Origin of the sequence: Rhodococcus sp. SJ-3 (assembly GCF_051918125.1) — a bacterium.
Taxonomy (GTDB): Bacteria; Actinomycetota; Actinomycetes; order Mycobacteriales; family Mycobacteriaceae; genus Rhodococcus.
The window spans coordinates 266,475-281,558 of sequence record NZ_CM123306.1; the positions used below are offsets into that span (position 1 = coordinate 266,475).

Here is a 15,084-nt window from a genome sequence, read left to right on the forward strand (position 1 = left end):
CGCACTCAGGTGTTGTCGACCCAACGCAGGAGCGCGTAGAGGAATCGGGTCGCGCCCGGCATGAAGTTGCTGCCGTGGTGGTACATCGGATCAAGTGTGGTCGCGATGATGCGGCCCGCGGTGGTGACGGTGTCCTCGTACAGCATCATGCCTGCGTCGTGCGGATTACCTTCGGCGTCGGGCTCTTCCGACACGAGCAAAGGCACGACGTCGGCATCGGTGTTGTAGATGCCGTGGTGGTGCCAGATGACCGACTTCGAGGTCAGGTACTGCCACGATTCGTGGTCGTGGCTGCGTGTGCGGATCATCGGATCCTCTTTCGTGAGCCACCACCAGAAATTCGTGGGTCGCTGTTCCCACTGCACACCCGGAAGCCAGTTGTGGGCGCCGCTTTCACCGAGGGCGACAACGGTGGCGCCGCGCTCGGCCACAGATCTGAACTGCGCGGCGTTCTTCGCGACGAGTTCCGGATGGAGACGCTCACCGATGATGACGGTGTCGTATCCGTCCAGATCACCATCGTCGAGTTCCGGGAGATAGAGGAAGTCCGGTTGGTATGCCAATACAGCGGGGTCCTTCATCGTCTGCAGGTGGTAGTAGGTGCCGCCGTGGACGATTGCGAGTCGCTTGCCACTCCGGAAGGCGCGGTCGGTGCGAGCAAAGGGTTCGATGGTTGTCACCGCTGCACCAGCCAATCGATGAGTTGCGTGGTCAGTTTCGAGGAGCTGTTGGGGTCGTTCGCCCAGCCGGTGAGGTCGTTGCCGCCGTGCGCGAGCACCTGACCTTCTCCCAGGGGATAGACGTAGTCGAGAGGGAGGGCGTGGCGTCCGATCCGGGTGGTGACCAGGGCGTCCTCCGGAATCTTGTCGATGTAGCCGCGCGCGTAGAACCCGGTGACGCCCTTGCGGGTACTCAGATCGACAGGATCGATGCCGTCCCAGACGGGATGCGGGTCGCCGAGAGTGATCGCCAGGTCTTTCGGCCCGGTGTACGCCAGCTTGCGCCACACACCCAGCCCCGGAAGAAAGCCGGTGAGCACGTGCCCCATGACCGCGACCCGGCCACCCGAGGTGACGAACTCGGTGAGCAGGTCCTTGTTTCGCTCGAGGAAGATCTGATCGGACCCTCCGCCGATGATCAGGCCGCGCACCGACGTGAGGTCGATGCTCGGCAGGCGGTAGATGTCGACCTCGCCGAGTCGAGGATCACCGTGGACACCACCCGCGAGGTTGTCGGAGCCCATGGTGATTCGTAGGACCGGAGCGAGTGCGGCGGAGGCAGATTCGCCTGGGCCGGAAGCGATGCGTTCAGGTGCTGACACAGGATTCTTCCGTTAGGTCGAGCATGACGCTCGTGAGGTGACGTAACGACTCCTAAGGTAAGCCTTTCTTAACCAATGGTCAACTTTCATGCACCTCCGCAAATGGGTTCACTCCAGGAGACCTGCGAGCGTCTTCCAGGTGGCGTCCCATGTCCAATTCTTCGCCCACTCCCGTCCGGCGCTGCCCATTCGGGTAGCGGCGTCGGAGTCCTCGAGCAGCATGAGCAGAGCCTTCGACAATTCCGCATCGTTCGCTGTCACGAGACCTGTGGCTCCGGCCAGGACCGTTTCCGGCGCACCGCCCGAGTCGCCGGCAATGACCGGCAGCCCTGCTGCGGACGCCTCCAGGAACACGATGCCCAGACCTTCCTCCTCGAGCCCGGCCCTTCGGGTGCGGCACGGCATCGCGAAGATGTCGGCCGCAGCGAGCACTGCGGGGATCTGAGAGTGCGGAAGACCACCCTCGAAGGTCACCGCATCGGATACGCCGAGCCGTCGGGCGAGCGCCCACAGGTCACGACGTCGAGGACCGTCGCCGACCAGCACGAGTCGGGTGTCCGGGTGACGGTCACGGATCATCGGCATCGCCCGGATCAAGGCGTCCTGCCCCTTCCTGCGCACCAGTCTCGCAACACACACGATCACAGCTCCCCGCGTCCGATCGGAATCATGCCCACTCGGCACCGCGAACAGGGCGGGGTCGACACCCGGCCGCAGTTGCGTGAAGCACGTCCGGTCGGGCACGACAGGTCGCAGCGCTGCCGCGGTGTGATCGCTGATATACGTGAAGACATCCACACTGCCAGCCATGTGCCGCAACCATGCCCGAGTCGGTGGCAATGTTGCCCACCATGTTTCGTGCCCGTGACTGGATGCGACGATGCGCTTCACACCCACCTCACGCAGCGAGTGTGCAAGAGACGAGAGCGGGGCCGCAGCGGCGAACCAGACACGATCACACCCGTGCGCGACCGCGATCGACTGCACCGTCCGTGCCACACGACGAGTGGGGACAAGCATGCGCGAACGATCTCGGATCACCCGAAACGGCATCTGGGCGTCGAACCGAGACGCGCCGGGTTCCGCAGAGGTATAGACGACCACGTCGGACGGATCGAAACGACGTACCATCTCGAACGCGAACGTTTCGATACCACCCAGCCTGGGAGGAAAATCGTTGGTCACGACCAGGATGCGGTTCTGCGTGTTCACCACGCCGCCTCCCGAATGATATTCACTGGTGCCCGCTTCGGGCGACAGGTCGATTCGAGGGCGATCACTGCGGCAACTCCACCGAGCATCAGCGGGTAGACGAAGTACCCGAACCGGGAAGTGGGCGCGAGCAGGAACAGAACCGTCAGGCCGACCGCAGCGAACCCGGAGGCGTGCACGAAGGAATCCGGAGGGTTCCGCACAAGCATGACAGCGGCACAGATCCCCACCACGACCAGAACGACCAACGCGAGCGTCGCGCCGTACGGCACCAGACGAGCGAGTGCTCCACCGACGAGCGAGTGTCCGGCCGGTGTCACAACATCCGTGCGCCCGAGCGGGAAGAACAAAGTGTGCTGCACGAATGCCGCCGGATCGGTGAAGGCCGGAACGTGAAACACTATTGCCAGCGCCGCACACGCCGACCCTGCAGACAGGGCTGTTCGTCCGCCATGGCGCGTAGCCAGCAGGGCGAGTGCGACCACGAGGACCGGAACCGCGAGCGGTTTGAGAGCGCACGCGAAGGCGAACGAGACCACCGTCGTCACTACGCGCCCTCGGGTCGCCGCCGCGAGACCGAGGAGCGCCGCACCGACAACCGGAAGGTCGACTCCGCCGACTGCCATCGGCAGTGCGATCACCGGTGACGCGATCAGCGCAGTGAGCCGGACCCAGGAGTGGTGCGTGAGCGGCCGCGCCAGGATCATCTTCGCGGTCAGCAGGACACACGCAACGAAGAACAGCGCGAACCAGATTCGCGGGTCACCGATCCTGTTCTCCGGGAACAGTTGCGAGGGTATGCCGAAGAGCGTCATCGCCGGGCCGTACGGGTTGTACTGGTCGAGCACCGACGGATCCGGAGCGTAAGGGCTACCCGTTGCGACCAGAGATGCGGCCGACTCTGCGACCACCGACACCTCGAGCTGGGCGGTGTTCGTCGCGATCAACGCCGTTCCCGGCACGAGAACAGCACCGATCGCGGCGGACACGGCAGCTGCCGTGATGCGTCCTTTCACCGTAAGCATGGCCGCGACCACGTATCCGGCGACTGCCCACAAAGCCCATACACGATGCGGATGCAAGTGTGTGAGTGCCGCGTAAGCGAAAGTGCCCACGGACATGGCCCCGTACATCAGAACCCAAGGGCGAGCAAGGAAATCCGCCGGAACGAAACGTACCGGGCGGCGAAAATGTGCGTGCTCGAGAAGCATGCGGGAAACGCTACGGCGGTAGAGTCACCCGAACATCCCCTGTGACAGCGATTTTCGATCTAGCTCGATCGAGCTACAGCAGCTCGGTCAGACTCGCCCCTGGAGATGCTCGAAGTAGTACACGACCGCCTGGGTCCGGTCGCGCAGGCCCAGCTTTCCGAGAATCCGGCCGATGTGGGTTTTCACCGTCTCCTCCGCCACCGACAACTCCGACGCGATCTCCGGGTTCGACATGCCGCGCGCCATCACCTGCAGGACTTCCCGCTCCCTCGGCGTCAACACCGACGCCCGAACGGATTCCACGACCGCAGTGCCCCTGCGCCTGGTGAATTCGGCGATCAGACGGGTGGTCACCGACGGTGCGAGCATCGACTCCCCCGCCGCGACGGTGCGGACCCCGGTGATGAAGTCCGATGCGGGCGATTGTTTCAACAGGAATCCACTTGCCCCGAGACTCAGTGCATCGTAGACGTAGTCGTCGAGGTCGAACGTGGTCAGCATCATCACCCGGGTGCGATTGTCCGGTCGCGTGAGTACCGCTTCCGCTGCCCCGATACCGTCGAGCCTGGGCATCCGGATGTCGAGGACCACGACATCGGGTTCCAGTGCCGCGACGAGTTCGACTGCTTCCGTACCGTCCGCGGCACTGCCCACCACTTCGATATCGTTCTGCGAGTTCAGAACCGCGGCGATTCCGTCACGGACGAGTGCCTGGTCGTCGGCCACGACCACTCGAATCGTCACCGCTTCTCCCCGAGTTCGTCGTGTGTTCCCGCAGGATAATCGAACCCGACATCGACGACGAACCGTCCGCGATCGTCGGGACCGATCTCCGCGGTGCCCCCGTACGCTGCGGCTCGCTCCCGCATTCCGATCAACCCGTGCCCACCACCGTCGTGCACCGAGTGACCGGACACGATGGCGTTACGCACCGTGAGACGCGCGCGTCCGGCAGCGATCCGAACTTCTATGGTCACAGGCTGCCCGGCCGCATGCCGATGCGCATTGGTCAGCGCTTCCTGGACGATGCGGTACATCGCGGACGAGATCTCCGGCGGCACGGTTTCCGGCGCGCCGACCATGCACACGTCCACCTGCCTCCCCGACGATCCGCGCCAGCCCGCTATCAGGTCGTCGAGCCGGTCGAGTACGGGGGCTTCCGATCCGCCCTCGGCTTCGGGCTCTCGGAGGACGTCGACGACGCTGCGCATCTCGGTCAACGCGGTCGCGGCAGCCGTGTGGATATCGTCGAATGTGCGGTGGACACTCACAGGCAGCTCCGGATGCGTGAACGTCGCGGCCTGTGTCTGAACAGCGATCATCGACATGTGGTGGGCAACCACGTCGTGCAGCTCTCGCGCGATACGAGTGCGCTCGCGGGTGATGGCTTCGCGGTGTTCCTGCTCACGGCGCAGGCCTCGTTCCACGACCAGATGCGTCTCGGCGGCGCGCAGCCGCCGAAAGACCGTGCCGGCAGCCACGATCCCCGTGGCGGCAACAGCGATCATCGCCACCGCATGCAGCGGCAGGCCGACCGTCCACATTGCAGGAAGGACGACCAGGATCAGTGAAGTCGATGTTGCTGCCGATACCATCCGAAGCGGCCGGCCCAACGCGAGTGCGATCAGTGCCACGCCCGCCGAGATGCAACTCGCGACCGGCCACGGCACAACTTCGTCCTGGACCAGTCCCGAGACCGTGCCCGCGACAAATCCGAAGGTCATCAGCTGCCATGTCACCAGCGGGCTCGCGAACACGAACACCAGCGGAAGCACTTGTACCGCCCCGAGCAGGTACGCGGCCACGACCCACGGCACCATGTCGGTCAGCTGCCCGACCGACGTGCCGAACAGTACGGTCAGCAACAACACGGAGCCGACGAGTCCGATCGTTCCGCTGGGCCCGCGCGGGCGCAGCGGAGCGTACGACCTCTCCGGTGTCCACGCCTCGACAGCGGCCTGGACCAAGGCACGGGAGACCACCCGGACACGTGACGACGCGGCGGCCGCCCTCGATCTCGTATGGAGCACACCCGACACTAGAGCGAGTGTTCGCTGTCGGACATCCCTCTGGAGAGCTATTTCCTTCGCGAGGGGTTCGCCTCGCGAAGGAGCTATACGGCCGAGCCGAGCACGAGGTTGGTGAGTACCCGCACACCCACAGGGAGTGCCCGCTCGTCGAGATCGAACGTCGGCTGGTGGATGTCGAGTTCCGGGCCCGACCCCGACCACACGCCGAGCCGCCCCATCGCACCCGGGATCTGTTCCAGGTACCACGAGAAATCTTCCCCGCCGCCGGATTGCGGCGTATCGGAGAGCATGCCGGGGCCGGCAGCGTGAATGGCATCCTCGAACATCCGCGCGGAAGTTTCGTCGTTGACGACGGGCGGGACACCGCGGCGGTAGTGGAGTTCGTAGCTCACTCCAGTGGGAGCGAGAAGGCCGTGCACTATCTCGCGGACCATCGGTTCGAGCAACTCCCAGGTCTCGTGGTCGCCCGTGCGCACGGTACCCGCGAGCATGCCGGTGCGTGGGATGGCGTTCGGGGCCTTGCCCGCGCTGACCGCACCCCACACCATGACGGTGCCGGTCCGCGGATCGATGCGCCGGCTGAGCATACCGGGGAGTCCGGTGATCACGGTGCCGAGCCCGTAGACGAGATCGCCCGTCAGGTGTGGACGCGACGTGTGCCCGCCGGGTGAATCGAGCACGAGTTCGATGGTGTCGGCCGCCGAGGTGATCGCCCCGACCCGCATCCCCACTTTGCCGACCTCGAGCCGCGGGTCGCAGTGCAACGCAAAGATTCTGGACACCCCGTCGAGACCTCCGGCCGCGACGACATCGAGCGCACCACCGGGCATGACTTCCTCCGCGGGCTGGAACACCAGCCGGACACCGACAGGGAGTTCGGGAACCGACGCGAGCGCCAGACCCGTCCCGAGCAACACGGTGGTGTGTGCGTCGTGCCCGCACGCGTGCGAGACGCCGGGAACGGTCGACGAGAAGGTAAGACCTGTCATCTCCTGAAGCGGGAGGGCATCCATATCGGCGCGCAGGGCGATGCGTGGCCCGTCCGTCGGCCCGAGATCGCAGATCAGACCGGTTCCCCGTGGGAGCACCTTGGGTGCGAGTCCGGCAGCGGTCAGCTCGGTCGCGACGAGTTCGGTGGTGGCATACTCCTGCCTCGCCAACTCGGGGTTCGCATGGATGTGGCGACGCCACGCGATCAGATCGCCGCCGTGCTCGTCGAGCCACTTCTCCACGTAGGGGTTCATCGGCGGCCCGCCCCTTCGAGCAGCCGCGCACGCTGAGGGGCGTCGATGGCAACTCGGGCTGCGGTCGCGGCGAGTGCACGAGCGCCATCGAGGAGAGCACGGTCGGCAGACTCGGTGATACACGCCGCCGCGAATGCTTCCTGGTGTGTGACGGCGCCACCCGAGTCGAGGCCGATGACGGGGTGTATTCCTGGCACGACGTTCGTCACGTTTCCCATGTCGGTGCTGCCCAGCGGGCGGAACCCTTCCTCTTCGACGGGCAGCGGTACGCGCCCTAGACCGATGATCTCTTCACGATATGCCTGCACCAGCCACGGGTCGGGAGTGAGTTCGGTGTAGGTGGGTGACACGGTTCGGATGCTGTGGGTACAGCCGGCGGCGAGGGCGCCGGCTTCGAAGCAGCGTCCGGCGCGTTCGCGGAGGTCGTCGAGCAGGCCTGCGCTGGTCGCGCGCAGGTAGTAGAGCATCTCGGAGTGCCCGGGCACGATGTTCGGTGCTGCCCCACCGTCGCTGACGATGCCGTGGATCTGCTGTCCCGGCATCAGGTGCTGTCGCATGAGACCTACCGCGACCTGCGCGACGGTTGCGGCGTCGGCCGCATTGCGCCCGTATTCAGGTGCCGCGGAGGCGTGCGCTTCCTGTCCGATGTAGGAGACGGCGATGTCGGCGAGTGCGAGCGAGGTGGCCCCGGTGATGTCGAAGGGACCCGGATGGACCATCAGTGCGGCACCGACACCGTCGAACTCGCCCCGCTCCAGCATGAGGACCTTGCCGCCACCGGTTTCCTCGGCCGGAGTGCCGATCACACGGACGGTCACGCCGAGTTCGTCCGCGAGCGCGGCCAGTCCGATTCCTGCACCGACCGCCGCGGCCGCGATGATGTTGTGTCCGCAGGCGTGCCCGATGCCGGGGAGCGCGTCGTATTCGGCGCAGAACGCGAGCACGAGCTCACCGCTGCCGTATCGGGCATCGAATGCGGTGGGGAGGTCGGCGACGCCGGTGCGGACCTCGAACCCGGCGTCGCGCAGAACGTCGATGATCTTGGCGGCGCTTCGGTGCTCGTCGAACGCCAGTTCCGGCTCCGCGTGGATCGAATGCGACAGTGCGATCAAGCTGTCTGAAACAGTTTCGATCGCACTGTCGGATTCGGTCGTCACATTGCCCAGTCTGTCATGTTCGGACAGGCGTGTTCGACGATGCCACGCGATCCTGTCGGGTGGTCAACCCAGGCGGAAGTTCGACTCGTCCGTCTTCGTCCGGAGTGCCTCGATCAGCGGTGCATGCAGCCCTTGCTTGATTCCGCCCAGATTCTTGCCCCGCGTCGAGGTCAGTGCCGCCGCCTTCTCGACAGCGGCGGCAAGGACACCGTCGCCGTCCACGTGCTGCTCGGCGATGCCTGCGGCGACTGCATCGACGCCCCCGAACCGGCGGCCCGTTGTCATCGCGTCGACCGCGGTCCGGATGGGGAGGCGCTCGCGCATCAGGGCGGACATGCCGACGGTGAACGGCATGTTCAGGTTCACCTCGGGCAGGCACCAGAAACCGCGGTCGGCGCGCATCACCCGGAAGTCGTGGGTGAGGGCGAGCATCGCACCCGCTCCGAAGGCATGGCCCTGCACGGCCGCGACCGTGGGTGCCTGGAAGGTCAGGAGCCGCACGAAGAGTTCGTGCACCGAATCCAGATAACCGGGGAGGTCCGCCAAGTTGCCGAAGATCCAGTCGGTGTCCAGGCCGTTGCTCCAGAACTTCCCGGTTGCGGCGGTGACGAGGGCGGTGGGGCCCTCGTGCTCCTCGACCTCGTCGAGCCTGCGGTGCAGTTCGGTCAGCATGTCGGGGTGGAATCGGTTCTCGTTGATCTCTTCGCCCTGGTTGCCGAGATAGAGGACGAAGACGTCGCCGTCGCGTTCGAGGTATGGCATGACCACGAGAATACCCCTTCCTTACTCGTGAGTAACTTCTGTTGTGCCGATAGGGTCTGACCTCATGGAAACCCCCGAGATCCTCGATCCCGCCGCCGCGGCGAAGGCCGCAGCCGATGCTGTCTCAGCAGCCAAGACCGCGGCCGACGTCGTCGCCGAACGCACCGGCATCACCGCGCACAGCATTGCCGTCGTCCTGGGTTCCGGCTGGCGCGCCGCCGTCGACCGCTTCGGCGAACCCAACGCGAGCATCCCGATGAGTGACCTGCCCGGCTTCGCACCTCCCACCGCTGCCGGGCACCCCGGTACCGTCCACTCGTTCACGGTCGGGGAGAAGGCGGTGCTCGTTCTCGCCGGACGCACCCACGCCTATGAGGGCCATGACCTGAGCAGGGTGGTCCATCCGGTGCGCACCGCGGTCGCGGCGGGAGCCCACACAGTGATCCTGACCAACGCGGCCGGTGGCATCGATCCCGAATTCGAGGTGGGACAGCCCGTGCTCATCTCCGACCACCTCAATCTCACCGGACGATCACCACTGGTCGGAGCCCAGTTCGTCGATCTCGTCGACGCGTACTGCCCCGAATTGCGCGCACTCGCCCGCGAGATCGACCCCACGCTGCCCGAGGGCGTCTATGCCGGTCTGCCCGGGCCGCACTACGAAACTCCCGCCGAGATCCGGATGCTGCGTGTGCTCGGCGCGGACCTCGTGGGCATGTCGACGGTGCACGAGACAATCGCCGCGCGTGCGGCAGGGGCGCGCGTCCTCGGACTTTCGCTGGTCACCAATGCGGCGGCGGGCATCACGGGCGCCCCCCTCGACCACCAGGAGGTCCTCGCCGCAGGGCGAAACGCTGCGATCCGCATGGGTGATCTGCTGCGCGACCTGGCAGCCAGGTCATGACCCTCCGGTTCGGGACAGCAGGGCTGCGCGGACCCGTCGGCGACGGACCGGACTGCATGAACGTCGCAACCGTCGTGCGCACGACGGCGGGCCTCGCGGCATGGCTGGTCGAGCAGGGCTGCCGCGGCGGCGCAGTAGTCGTAGGGCGCGACGCGCGCACCGGATCCGCAGAGTTCTTCGCCGCGACCACCGAGGTACTCGCCGCCGCCGGGTTCGACGTCGTCGCCCTCCCCCGACCGCTTCCGACCCCGGTCACCGCATACGCCGTTCGCGAAATGAATGCGGTTGCAGGAGTACAGATCACCGCGTCACATAACCCGGCGTCCGACAATGGTTACAAGGTGTACCTGGCGGGAGGAGCCCAGATCGTCTCGCCGGCCGACAGACAGATCGAGGCAGCGATCGACGACACGCCGGAGGCCGACTCGGTTCCTCGTGCAGCAGTGACGACCTCGGGCGACGACATGGTCGACCGCTATCTCGCGCGGGTGTCGACGCTGCCACGCTCGCCGTACCGGAGCCTGAGAATCGCGTTGACGCCGTTGCACGGCGTCGGAGGCACAACCGCGGTCGCTGCGCTCCACGCGGCAGGCTTCACCGATGTGCACGTCGTCGCCACGCAGTTCGAACCCGATCCCGCGTTCCCGACGGTCGTGTTCCCGAACCCGGAGGAATCGGGGGCCGTCGACGCCCTGCTCGACCTCGCCGCAGACGTCCACGCCGACATTGCGATCGCGTTGGATCCGGACGCCGACCGGTGTGCGGTCGCAGTGCCCACCGCGTCCGGGTGGCGAATGCTGCGCGGCGACGAAACCGGTGTGCTGCTCGGCGACCGCATCCTCGAGAACGCACCGGCCGGGTCGCTCGTGGCGACGACCATCGTTTCCTCGACGCTGCTCGGCACGCTGGCTGCCGCGCGCGGAGCCCGATTCGCCCAGACTCTCACCGGCTTCAAATGGCTCGCCCGCGCCGGTGAGGGTCTGGTCTACGCGTACGAAGAAGCGATCGGGCATTGCGTCGATCCCGAGTTCGTGCGCGACAAGGACGGAATCGGTACGGCGGTCGTGGTCGCCGACTATGCGGCCGAGTTGAAGGCATCGGATCGAACCCTCGTCGATGCACTCGACGACCTGCATCGCGAGTTCGGGGTGCACGTGGGCGACCAGGTGTCGTTCCGTGTCGCCGATCTCGCACAGATCGACACGATCATGTCCGGGTTGAGGCACTGCGCCCCGTCCGAACTGGCATCGCAACCGGTGACCGTGACCGACTTCGCCGCCGACCCGGGGCCGTTGAACACCGACGCGCTCGCTTTCGAGGGCGACACGGTCCGCGTGGTGGTCAGGCCCTCGGGCACCGAGCCGAAGCTCAAGTGCTACCTCGAAGCCGTGTCCCGAGGCGGCGATCGCGAGGCCGCGAGTGCCTCGCTGGAGGCATTACGCCACTGGGCAACCGGCCTGATTCCCGAGTAGGCGCGCGTCAGAAGCGGTGCGGTGCACCATAGGTGACGACGACATCATTGGAGGAGGTCACCGCCTTCGCATACGGCCGCAAGGTGACCGGACCGAGCGCACCGGAGACCGAACCGTGGATGCCCGCGAACCGCACTGTGGCCGTGTCGCCGTCGAATTGGTGATCTTCGATGATCGGTATGTCGGTGATACCGCCAGGCTGGAGGTCGACCTCCAGTTCCTGTTCCGGGATGATCGAGGCGTCCCAGCCGGTCGCGGTACCGAGATCGACGCCCACCGCGAGGTCGGGGATGATCTCCACACCCAGGTTGGCGGTATTGTCTCCGCCGATGTTCAGCCCCGGGGTGACGACGTGGGCGACCGCGCCGGGAAGCGCGGCCGGATAGCCGATCTGATACCCGACGGTAAGCTTCGTCCCCGTCGCTCGAGCCGCCTCGTACCCGGTGATCCGGACGGTTGTCGTTCCGTCGGCAAAGAATTCGACGCTGAGCGGTGAGCTGTCGAGTGGGGGGTACCACTGGATGGACGTGTCGGCCTGAGCCACTTCGATTGCGCGGCCACCGTCGAGCGGAAGGACCCTCGCATTGTCGACAGCGGCGCTCGCGGCTGCCGGGTTGGCGAACACTCCGAGAACCGCGGCCGCACCGAGTACGGCCACTCGGAAAGCTGGTTTCTTACATGCGTAGGACAGTCTGTTGCGCATCGCATTTCCCTGTTCCGCAGAGGTAATTCGTCGCAACGGACGTTGCGAACAGCCAGCAGCGTAACGATGTCGCAGCCGCGACATGGCAAAGCCGGTCACCGTTCAATTACGAATCAGAAACACTCTTTCGTCACACCAGACCCATCGAACACATTGGTAACATACCCCCGGCGGTATCAGCGCGGTCCGAACTGCCGGTCGCCCGCGTCTCCCAATCCCGGCACTATGTACTTCGCCTCGTTGAGCCCCTCGTCGATCGACGCGGTCACCAGACGTACCGGATGCCCCGACGCGGCAAGCGTCTCGACTCCCTGCGGCGCAGCCACCACGCACACCGCGGTGATGTCGGTCGCGCCGCGCGACGCGAGCATGTCCAGCGTCTGCACCATCGAGCCACCGGTCGCGAGCATCGGATCGAGCACGAACACCGGCAGCCCCGACAGGTCCTCGGGTAGCGATTCCAGATACGGCACCGGTTCGAAGGTCTCCTCGTCGCGGGCAAGCCCCACGAACCCGACCTGCGCCTGCGGTATCAGGGCGTGCGCTTGCTCGACCATGCCGAGCCCGGCACGCAATACCGGAACGAGCAGCGGCGGTTGCTTCAACCGGACGCCGGTCGTGACGGTGACGGGAGTGCGAACCTCGAACGTCTCGAGCGGGGCCTCGCGCACCGCCTCGTAGATCAACATTTGAGTGAGTCGGCGCAGGGCGTGCCTGAATGCAGCATTGTCGCTGCGTTCATCCCGAAGAATTGTGAGCAGGGAAGCGGCGAGCGGGTGGTCGACCACGAGCGAGTCCATGAATCGAAGGATAGAACGACGGAACCGAAGTGCCGTCCGGTGCGTCGAAACAATGTGACACACATTATGTGACACAGATCCATCGGTGAACGAGGAGACGAGCGGTGCCCCACCCACAGACCGACACTGGAACACTCCATGCTGATACAGCGGTGATCGCGGGCTTCGGTCGCGTCGCCGCGGAACTCGCCGACCAGGTCGACCAGGCCGGACTCCGTACCGGATCGAGCGACCCGGCCGCGCTCATACCCCTGCTCGGACCGGTCGGTGCCGACTTCCTCGCCGCCTTCACCGCCGCATACGACGGTCACTCTTGCGAACTCGATCGGATTCGCGAGGCTTTCTCGGGAATGAGCACGATGGCGACGCTGACCGCGGCCGCCTACGAACGCACCGAGAACGAAACCGTCATTGCCCTGCACGGCAGCACCGACGTGCTGGGCAGCTCCGAGGGCGCCCTGTGATGGCCGGGGTGGGCGCAGACACCCTCGTCTCGCCCCTTCATGATCTGCTCGGAACCCTCGGTTCCGACGCGCCTGCAGGCTACGACCCGGGCAGCGGCCTGCGCGCGGGATGCGCGATGGCAGAAGAAGCCCAAGCCGGCTGCCGGAACGCGCTCGCTGAGCTCTCGTGGGGGTGGACCGGCACCGCCGCCGAAGCGGCAATCGGCAGCGCCGAGCGGATTCTCGCCGACACCATCGGCGCCGTCGACCGAGGCATCGAGCTCGCCACGAGCGCGCTCGAGGCGACCGTCACGGTTGCCACCGGGGCGGCCGAGTTGAAGCGCATCATCGATTCGTTCGTCAGGCTCGCCCAGCAGGCAGCACCCGCGCTGGCTCTCCCGCAGGGCCAATTGATGCTGATCACCGCTGCAATCGAGCACATCGTCGAGGGTCTGGACGTTCTCACCCGAGTGACGTCGTCCCTCTCCGAACTCACCGCGAAGGTGACAGCATTGCTCCCCGAGCCACCGACGGGAGTTCTGCCTCCGGCAGAGAGTGGCACCGTACCGGCCGCACCAGGAGGACGGCCGGCGGAATACGGCGAGATCTCCACGATGAGCGGCTCGGCAGCCGAGGCCGGCGCAGGGGTCGCGGTGGCGTTGCCCGACGGCTCTGTCGCGCATGCTCCGAACCCGACCGCTGCCGAAGCCGTTCGTCGCGCGCTCGGCCAACAGGGGACGCCGTACGTGTGGGGTGGTACCACTCCCGGCCGCGGACTCGACTGCAGCGGCCTGACCCAGTGGGCATACGGGGAAGCCGGTGTCGCGATTCCGCGTCTCGCACAGGAACAGGATGTCGGTACGCCTGTCGACGCCGGGTCCGTGCTTCCGGGCGACCTCGCGGTCTGGGACGGGCACGTCGCAATGGTGGTCGGTGGCGGGATGATGATCGAAGCAGGCGACCCCGTCTCGGTGACCCCGATCCGCACCACGAACGGTGGGATGGGCTTCCAGGGCTTCTATCGGCCTACCGAGTGACCGAACCTTTCCCTGGCCCGGTGGAACCGATACGCCGCCTGATGCGTCCAACCGTGTATGGACACCAACAAGACAGTCCCGGTGACAGCAACAGCACAGAACACTGCAGGCACGATCCGAGTCCGCTCCACCGACGAAGGCCTCCCGATCGATCTGCGGATCGACCCGCGTGAACTGCGGTTCCCAGCCGCACAACTCGCCGAAGCCATCGTGGCGCTCAATCGCCAGGCAGCGCTCGAAGCGGCGATTCTGCGGCGCGAGCAACTCTCGGCACAGGGCGTTCACAGCGACGTCCTCGACCGGATGGGCATGCCCACCTGCGCCGACCTCCCCGATATCGAACGCGACCACGAAGGTCACGGCCCGCACCCGGCCTTCATCCACCGCCCTCTGTGACCGGCAACCCGGCACCACGAGTCCGAAGGACAGCAGCTCATGAGTGAACAACAGGTCGAGCAGATCGTCGACCGTGTACGCACACAGCTCGGCGCGCTCGAGCACACACTCGACGGACTCCGCACGGTGCGGGGTTCCGCGAAGAACGTGGACGGCAGCATCGTCGCGCACGTCGACGGTCGCGGCGCCTTGACACGCCTGGAACTGGCAGAATCAGTGACCCGGCGCGACGCGGCCGCGCTCGGATCCGAGATCCTCGCGACCGCTCACGAGGCCGCGCGCCGAGCCGGCGCGGAACGTGCCCGTCTGCTCCAAGACCTGCGGAGTGCACTCGCGTGACGCTTTTCTCCCCTCCCCCGCTATATCTTCGACGCCGCAATGGCTAGGCTTCG

At 66.1% G+C, this 15,084-nt stretch carries 17 protein-coding genes; 6 read left to right on the forward strand and 11 right to left on the reverse strand.

The window, feature by feature from the left end; genetic code table 11:
• Positions 1 to 5: 5 nt before the first annotated feature.
• The 9 genes from ACTDXD_RS01280 to ACTDXD_RS01320 all read right to left on the reverse strand — a co-directional run bounded on the left by ACTDXD_RS01280 (position 6) and on the right by ACTDXD_RS01320 (position 8,937).
• Complete coding sequence (locus ACTDXD_RS01280; protein WP_169685715.1) at positions 6 to 680, reverse strand: hypothetical protein; 675 nt, start codon at positions 678 to 680, stop codon at positions 6 to 8.
• On the reverse strand, positions 677 to 1,321 hold the full coding sequence (locus tag ACTDXD_RS01285) for a hypothetical protein (protein ID WP_440125415.1): 645 nt from the start codon (positions 1,319 to 1,321) through the stop codon (positions 677 to 679). Before ACTDXD_RS01285 ends, ACTDXD_RS01280 begins: the two co-directional genes overlap by 4 nt.
• A 108-nt stretch (positions 1,322 to 1,429) precedes the next feature.
• The gene (locus tag ACTDXD_RS01290) at positions 1,430 to 2,533 is read right to left on the reverse strand and encodes a glycosyltransferase family 4 protein (RefSeq protein ID WP_440125416.1); all 1,104 of its coding nucleotides are present in this window, start codon (positions 2,531 to 2,533) and stop codon (positions 1,430 to 1,432) included.
• Positions 2,530 to 3,744, reverse strand: a complete 1,215-nt coding sequence (locus ACTDXD_RS01295) for a glycosyltransferase 87 family protein (protein ID WP_440125417.1) — start codon at positions 3,742 to 3,744, stop codon at positions 2,530 to 2,532. The genes ACTDXD_RS01290 and ACTDXD_RS01295 overlap by 4 nt, the downstream gene beginning before the upstream one ends.
• Before the next feature lie 87 nt (positions 3,745 to 3,831).
• Positions 3,832 to 4,488: a response regulator transcription factor gene (locus tag ACTDXD_RS01300; protein WP_440125418.1), complete on the reverse strand. Its 657-nt coding sequence runs from the start codon at positions 4,486 to 4,488 to the stop codon at positions 3,832 to 3,834.
• Positions 4,485 to 5,726 carry a sensor histidine kinase gene (locus ACTDXD_RS01305; RefSeq protein ID WP_440125419.1) on the reverse strand — a complete coding sequence of 414 codons (1,242 nt, stop codon included), beginning with the start codon at positions 5,724 to 5,726 and terminating at the stop codon, positions 4,485 to 4,487. The genes ACTDXD_RS01300 and ACTDXD_RS01305 overlap by 4 nt, the downstream gene beginning before the upstream one ends.
• Positions 5,727 to 5,857: 131 nt before the next feature.
• Entirely contained in the window at positions 5,858 to 7,018 is a 1,161-nt protein-coding gene (locus tag ACTDXD_RS01310; protein WP_440125420.1) for a M20 family metallopeptidase, read from the reverse strand.
• Positions 7,015 to 8,175 carry a M20 family metallopeptidase gene (locus tag ACTDXD_RS01315; protein WP_440125421.1) on the reverse strand — a complete coding sequence of 387 codons (1,161 nt, stop codon included), beginning with the start codon at positions 8,173 to 8,175 and terminating at the stop codon, positions 7,015 to 7,017. Before ACTDXD_RS01315 ends, ACTDXD_RS01310 begins: the two co-directional genes overlap by 4 nt.
• 63 nt (positions 8,176 to 8,238) lie before the next feature.
• Positions 8,239 to 8,937 (reverse strand): enoyl-CoA hydratase/isomerase family protein, encoded by a 699-nt coding sequence (locus ACTDXD_RS01320; protein ID WP_440125422.1) that lies wholly within the window; start codon positions 8,935 to 8,937, stop codon positions 8,239 to 8,241.
• A 64-nt stretch (positions 8,938 to 9,001) separates the two neighbouring features.
• Here ACTDXD_RS01320 and ACTDXD_RS01325 point away from each other — a divergent pair, with 64 nt between their 5' ends.
• Positions 9,002 to 9,841 carry a purine-nucleoside phosphorylase gene (locus ACTDXD_RS01325; protein WP_440125423.1) on the forward strand — a complete coding sequence of 280 codons (840 nt, stop codon included), beginning with the start codon at positions 9,002 to 9,004 and terminating at the stop codon, positions 9,839 to 9,841.
• Complete coding sequence (locus ACTDXD_RS01330) at positions 9,838 to 11,313, forward strand: phospho-sugar mutase (protein WP_440125424.1); 1,476 nt, start codon at positions 9,838 to 9,840, stop codon at positions 11,311 to 11,313. The genes ACTDXD_RS01325 and ACTDXD_RS01330 overlap by 4 nt, the downstream gene beginning before the upstream one ends.
• A 7-nt stretch (positions 11,314 to 11,320) precedes the next feature.
• Here the strand turns inward: ACTDXD_RS01330 and ACTDXD_RS01335 are convergent, their stop codons facing one another.
• A complete protein-coding gene (locus ACTDXD_RS01335; protein WP_440125425.1) occupies positions 11,321 to 12,016 on the reverse strand; it encodes an MspA family porin in 696 nt (231 codons plus the stop codon).
• A 176-nt stretch (positions 12,017 to 12,192) separates the two neighbouring features.
• Positions 12,193 to 12,816 (reverse strand): uracil phosphoribosyltransferase, encoded by a 624-nt coding sequence (upp, locus tag ACTDXD_RS01340; protein WP_440125426.1) that lies wholly within the window; start codon positions 12,814 to 12,816, stop codon positions 12,193 to 12,195.
• 104 nt (positions 12,817 to 12,920) lie between these two features.
• Between upp and ACTDXD_RS01345 the strand changes: the two genes are divergently transcribed.
• The 4 genes from ACTDXD_RS01345 (at position 12,921) to ACTDXD_RS01360 (ending at position 15,031) form a co-directional block, all read left to right on the forward strand.
• The gene (locus ACTDXD_RS01345) at positions 12,921 to 13,280 is read left to right on the forward strand and encodes a type VII secretion target (protein ID WP_440125427.1); all 360 of its coding nucleotides are present in this window, start codon (positions 12,921 to 12,923) and stop codon (positions 13,278 to 13,280) included.
• Positions 13,280 to 14,296 carry a C40 family peptidase gene (locus ACTDXD_RS01350; protein ID WP_440125428.1) on the forward strand — a complete coding sequence of 339 codons (1,017 nt, stop codon included), beginning with the start codon at positions 13,280 to 13,282 and terminating at the stop codon, positions 14,294 to 14,296. Before ACTDXD_RS01345 ends, ACTDXD_RS01350 begins: the two co-directional genes overlap by 1 nt.
• 81 nt (positions 14,297 to 14,377) lie before the next feature.
• Positions 14,378 to 14,692: a hypothetical protein gene (locus tag ACTDXD_RS01355; RefSeq protein ID WP_440125429.1), complete on the forward strand. Its 315-nt coding sequence runs from the start codon at positions 14,378 to 14,380 to the stop codon at positions 14,690 to 14,692.
• 39 nt (positions 14,693 to 14,731) lie between these two features.
• Positions 14,732 to 15,031, forward strand: coding sequence for a YbaB/EbfC family nucleoid-associated protein (locus ACTDXD_RS01360; protein ID WP_440125430.1), 300 nt, complete (start codon positions 14,732 to 14,734; stop codon positions 15,029 to 15,031).
• The last annotated feature ends 53 nt before the right edge of the window (positions 15,032 to 15,084 follow it).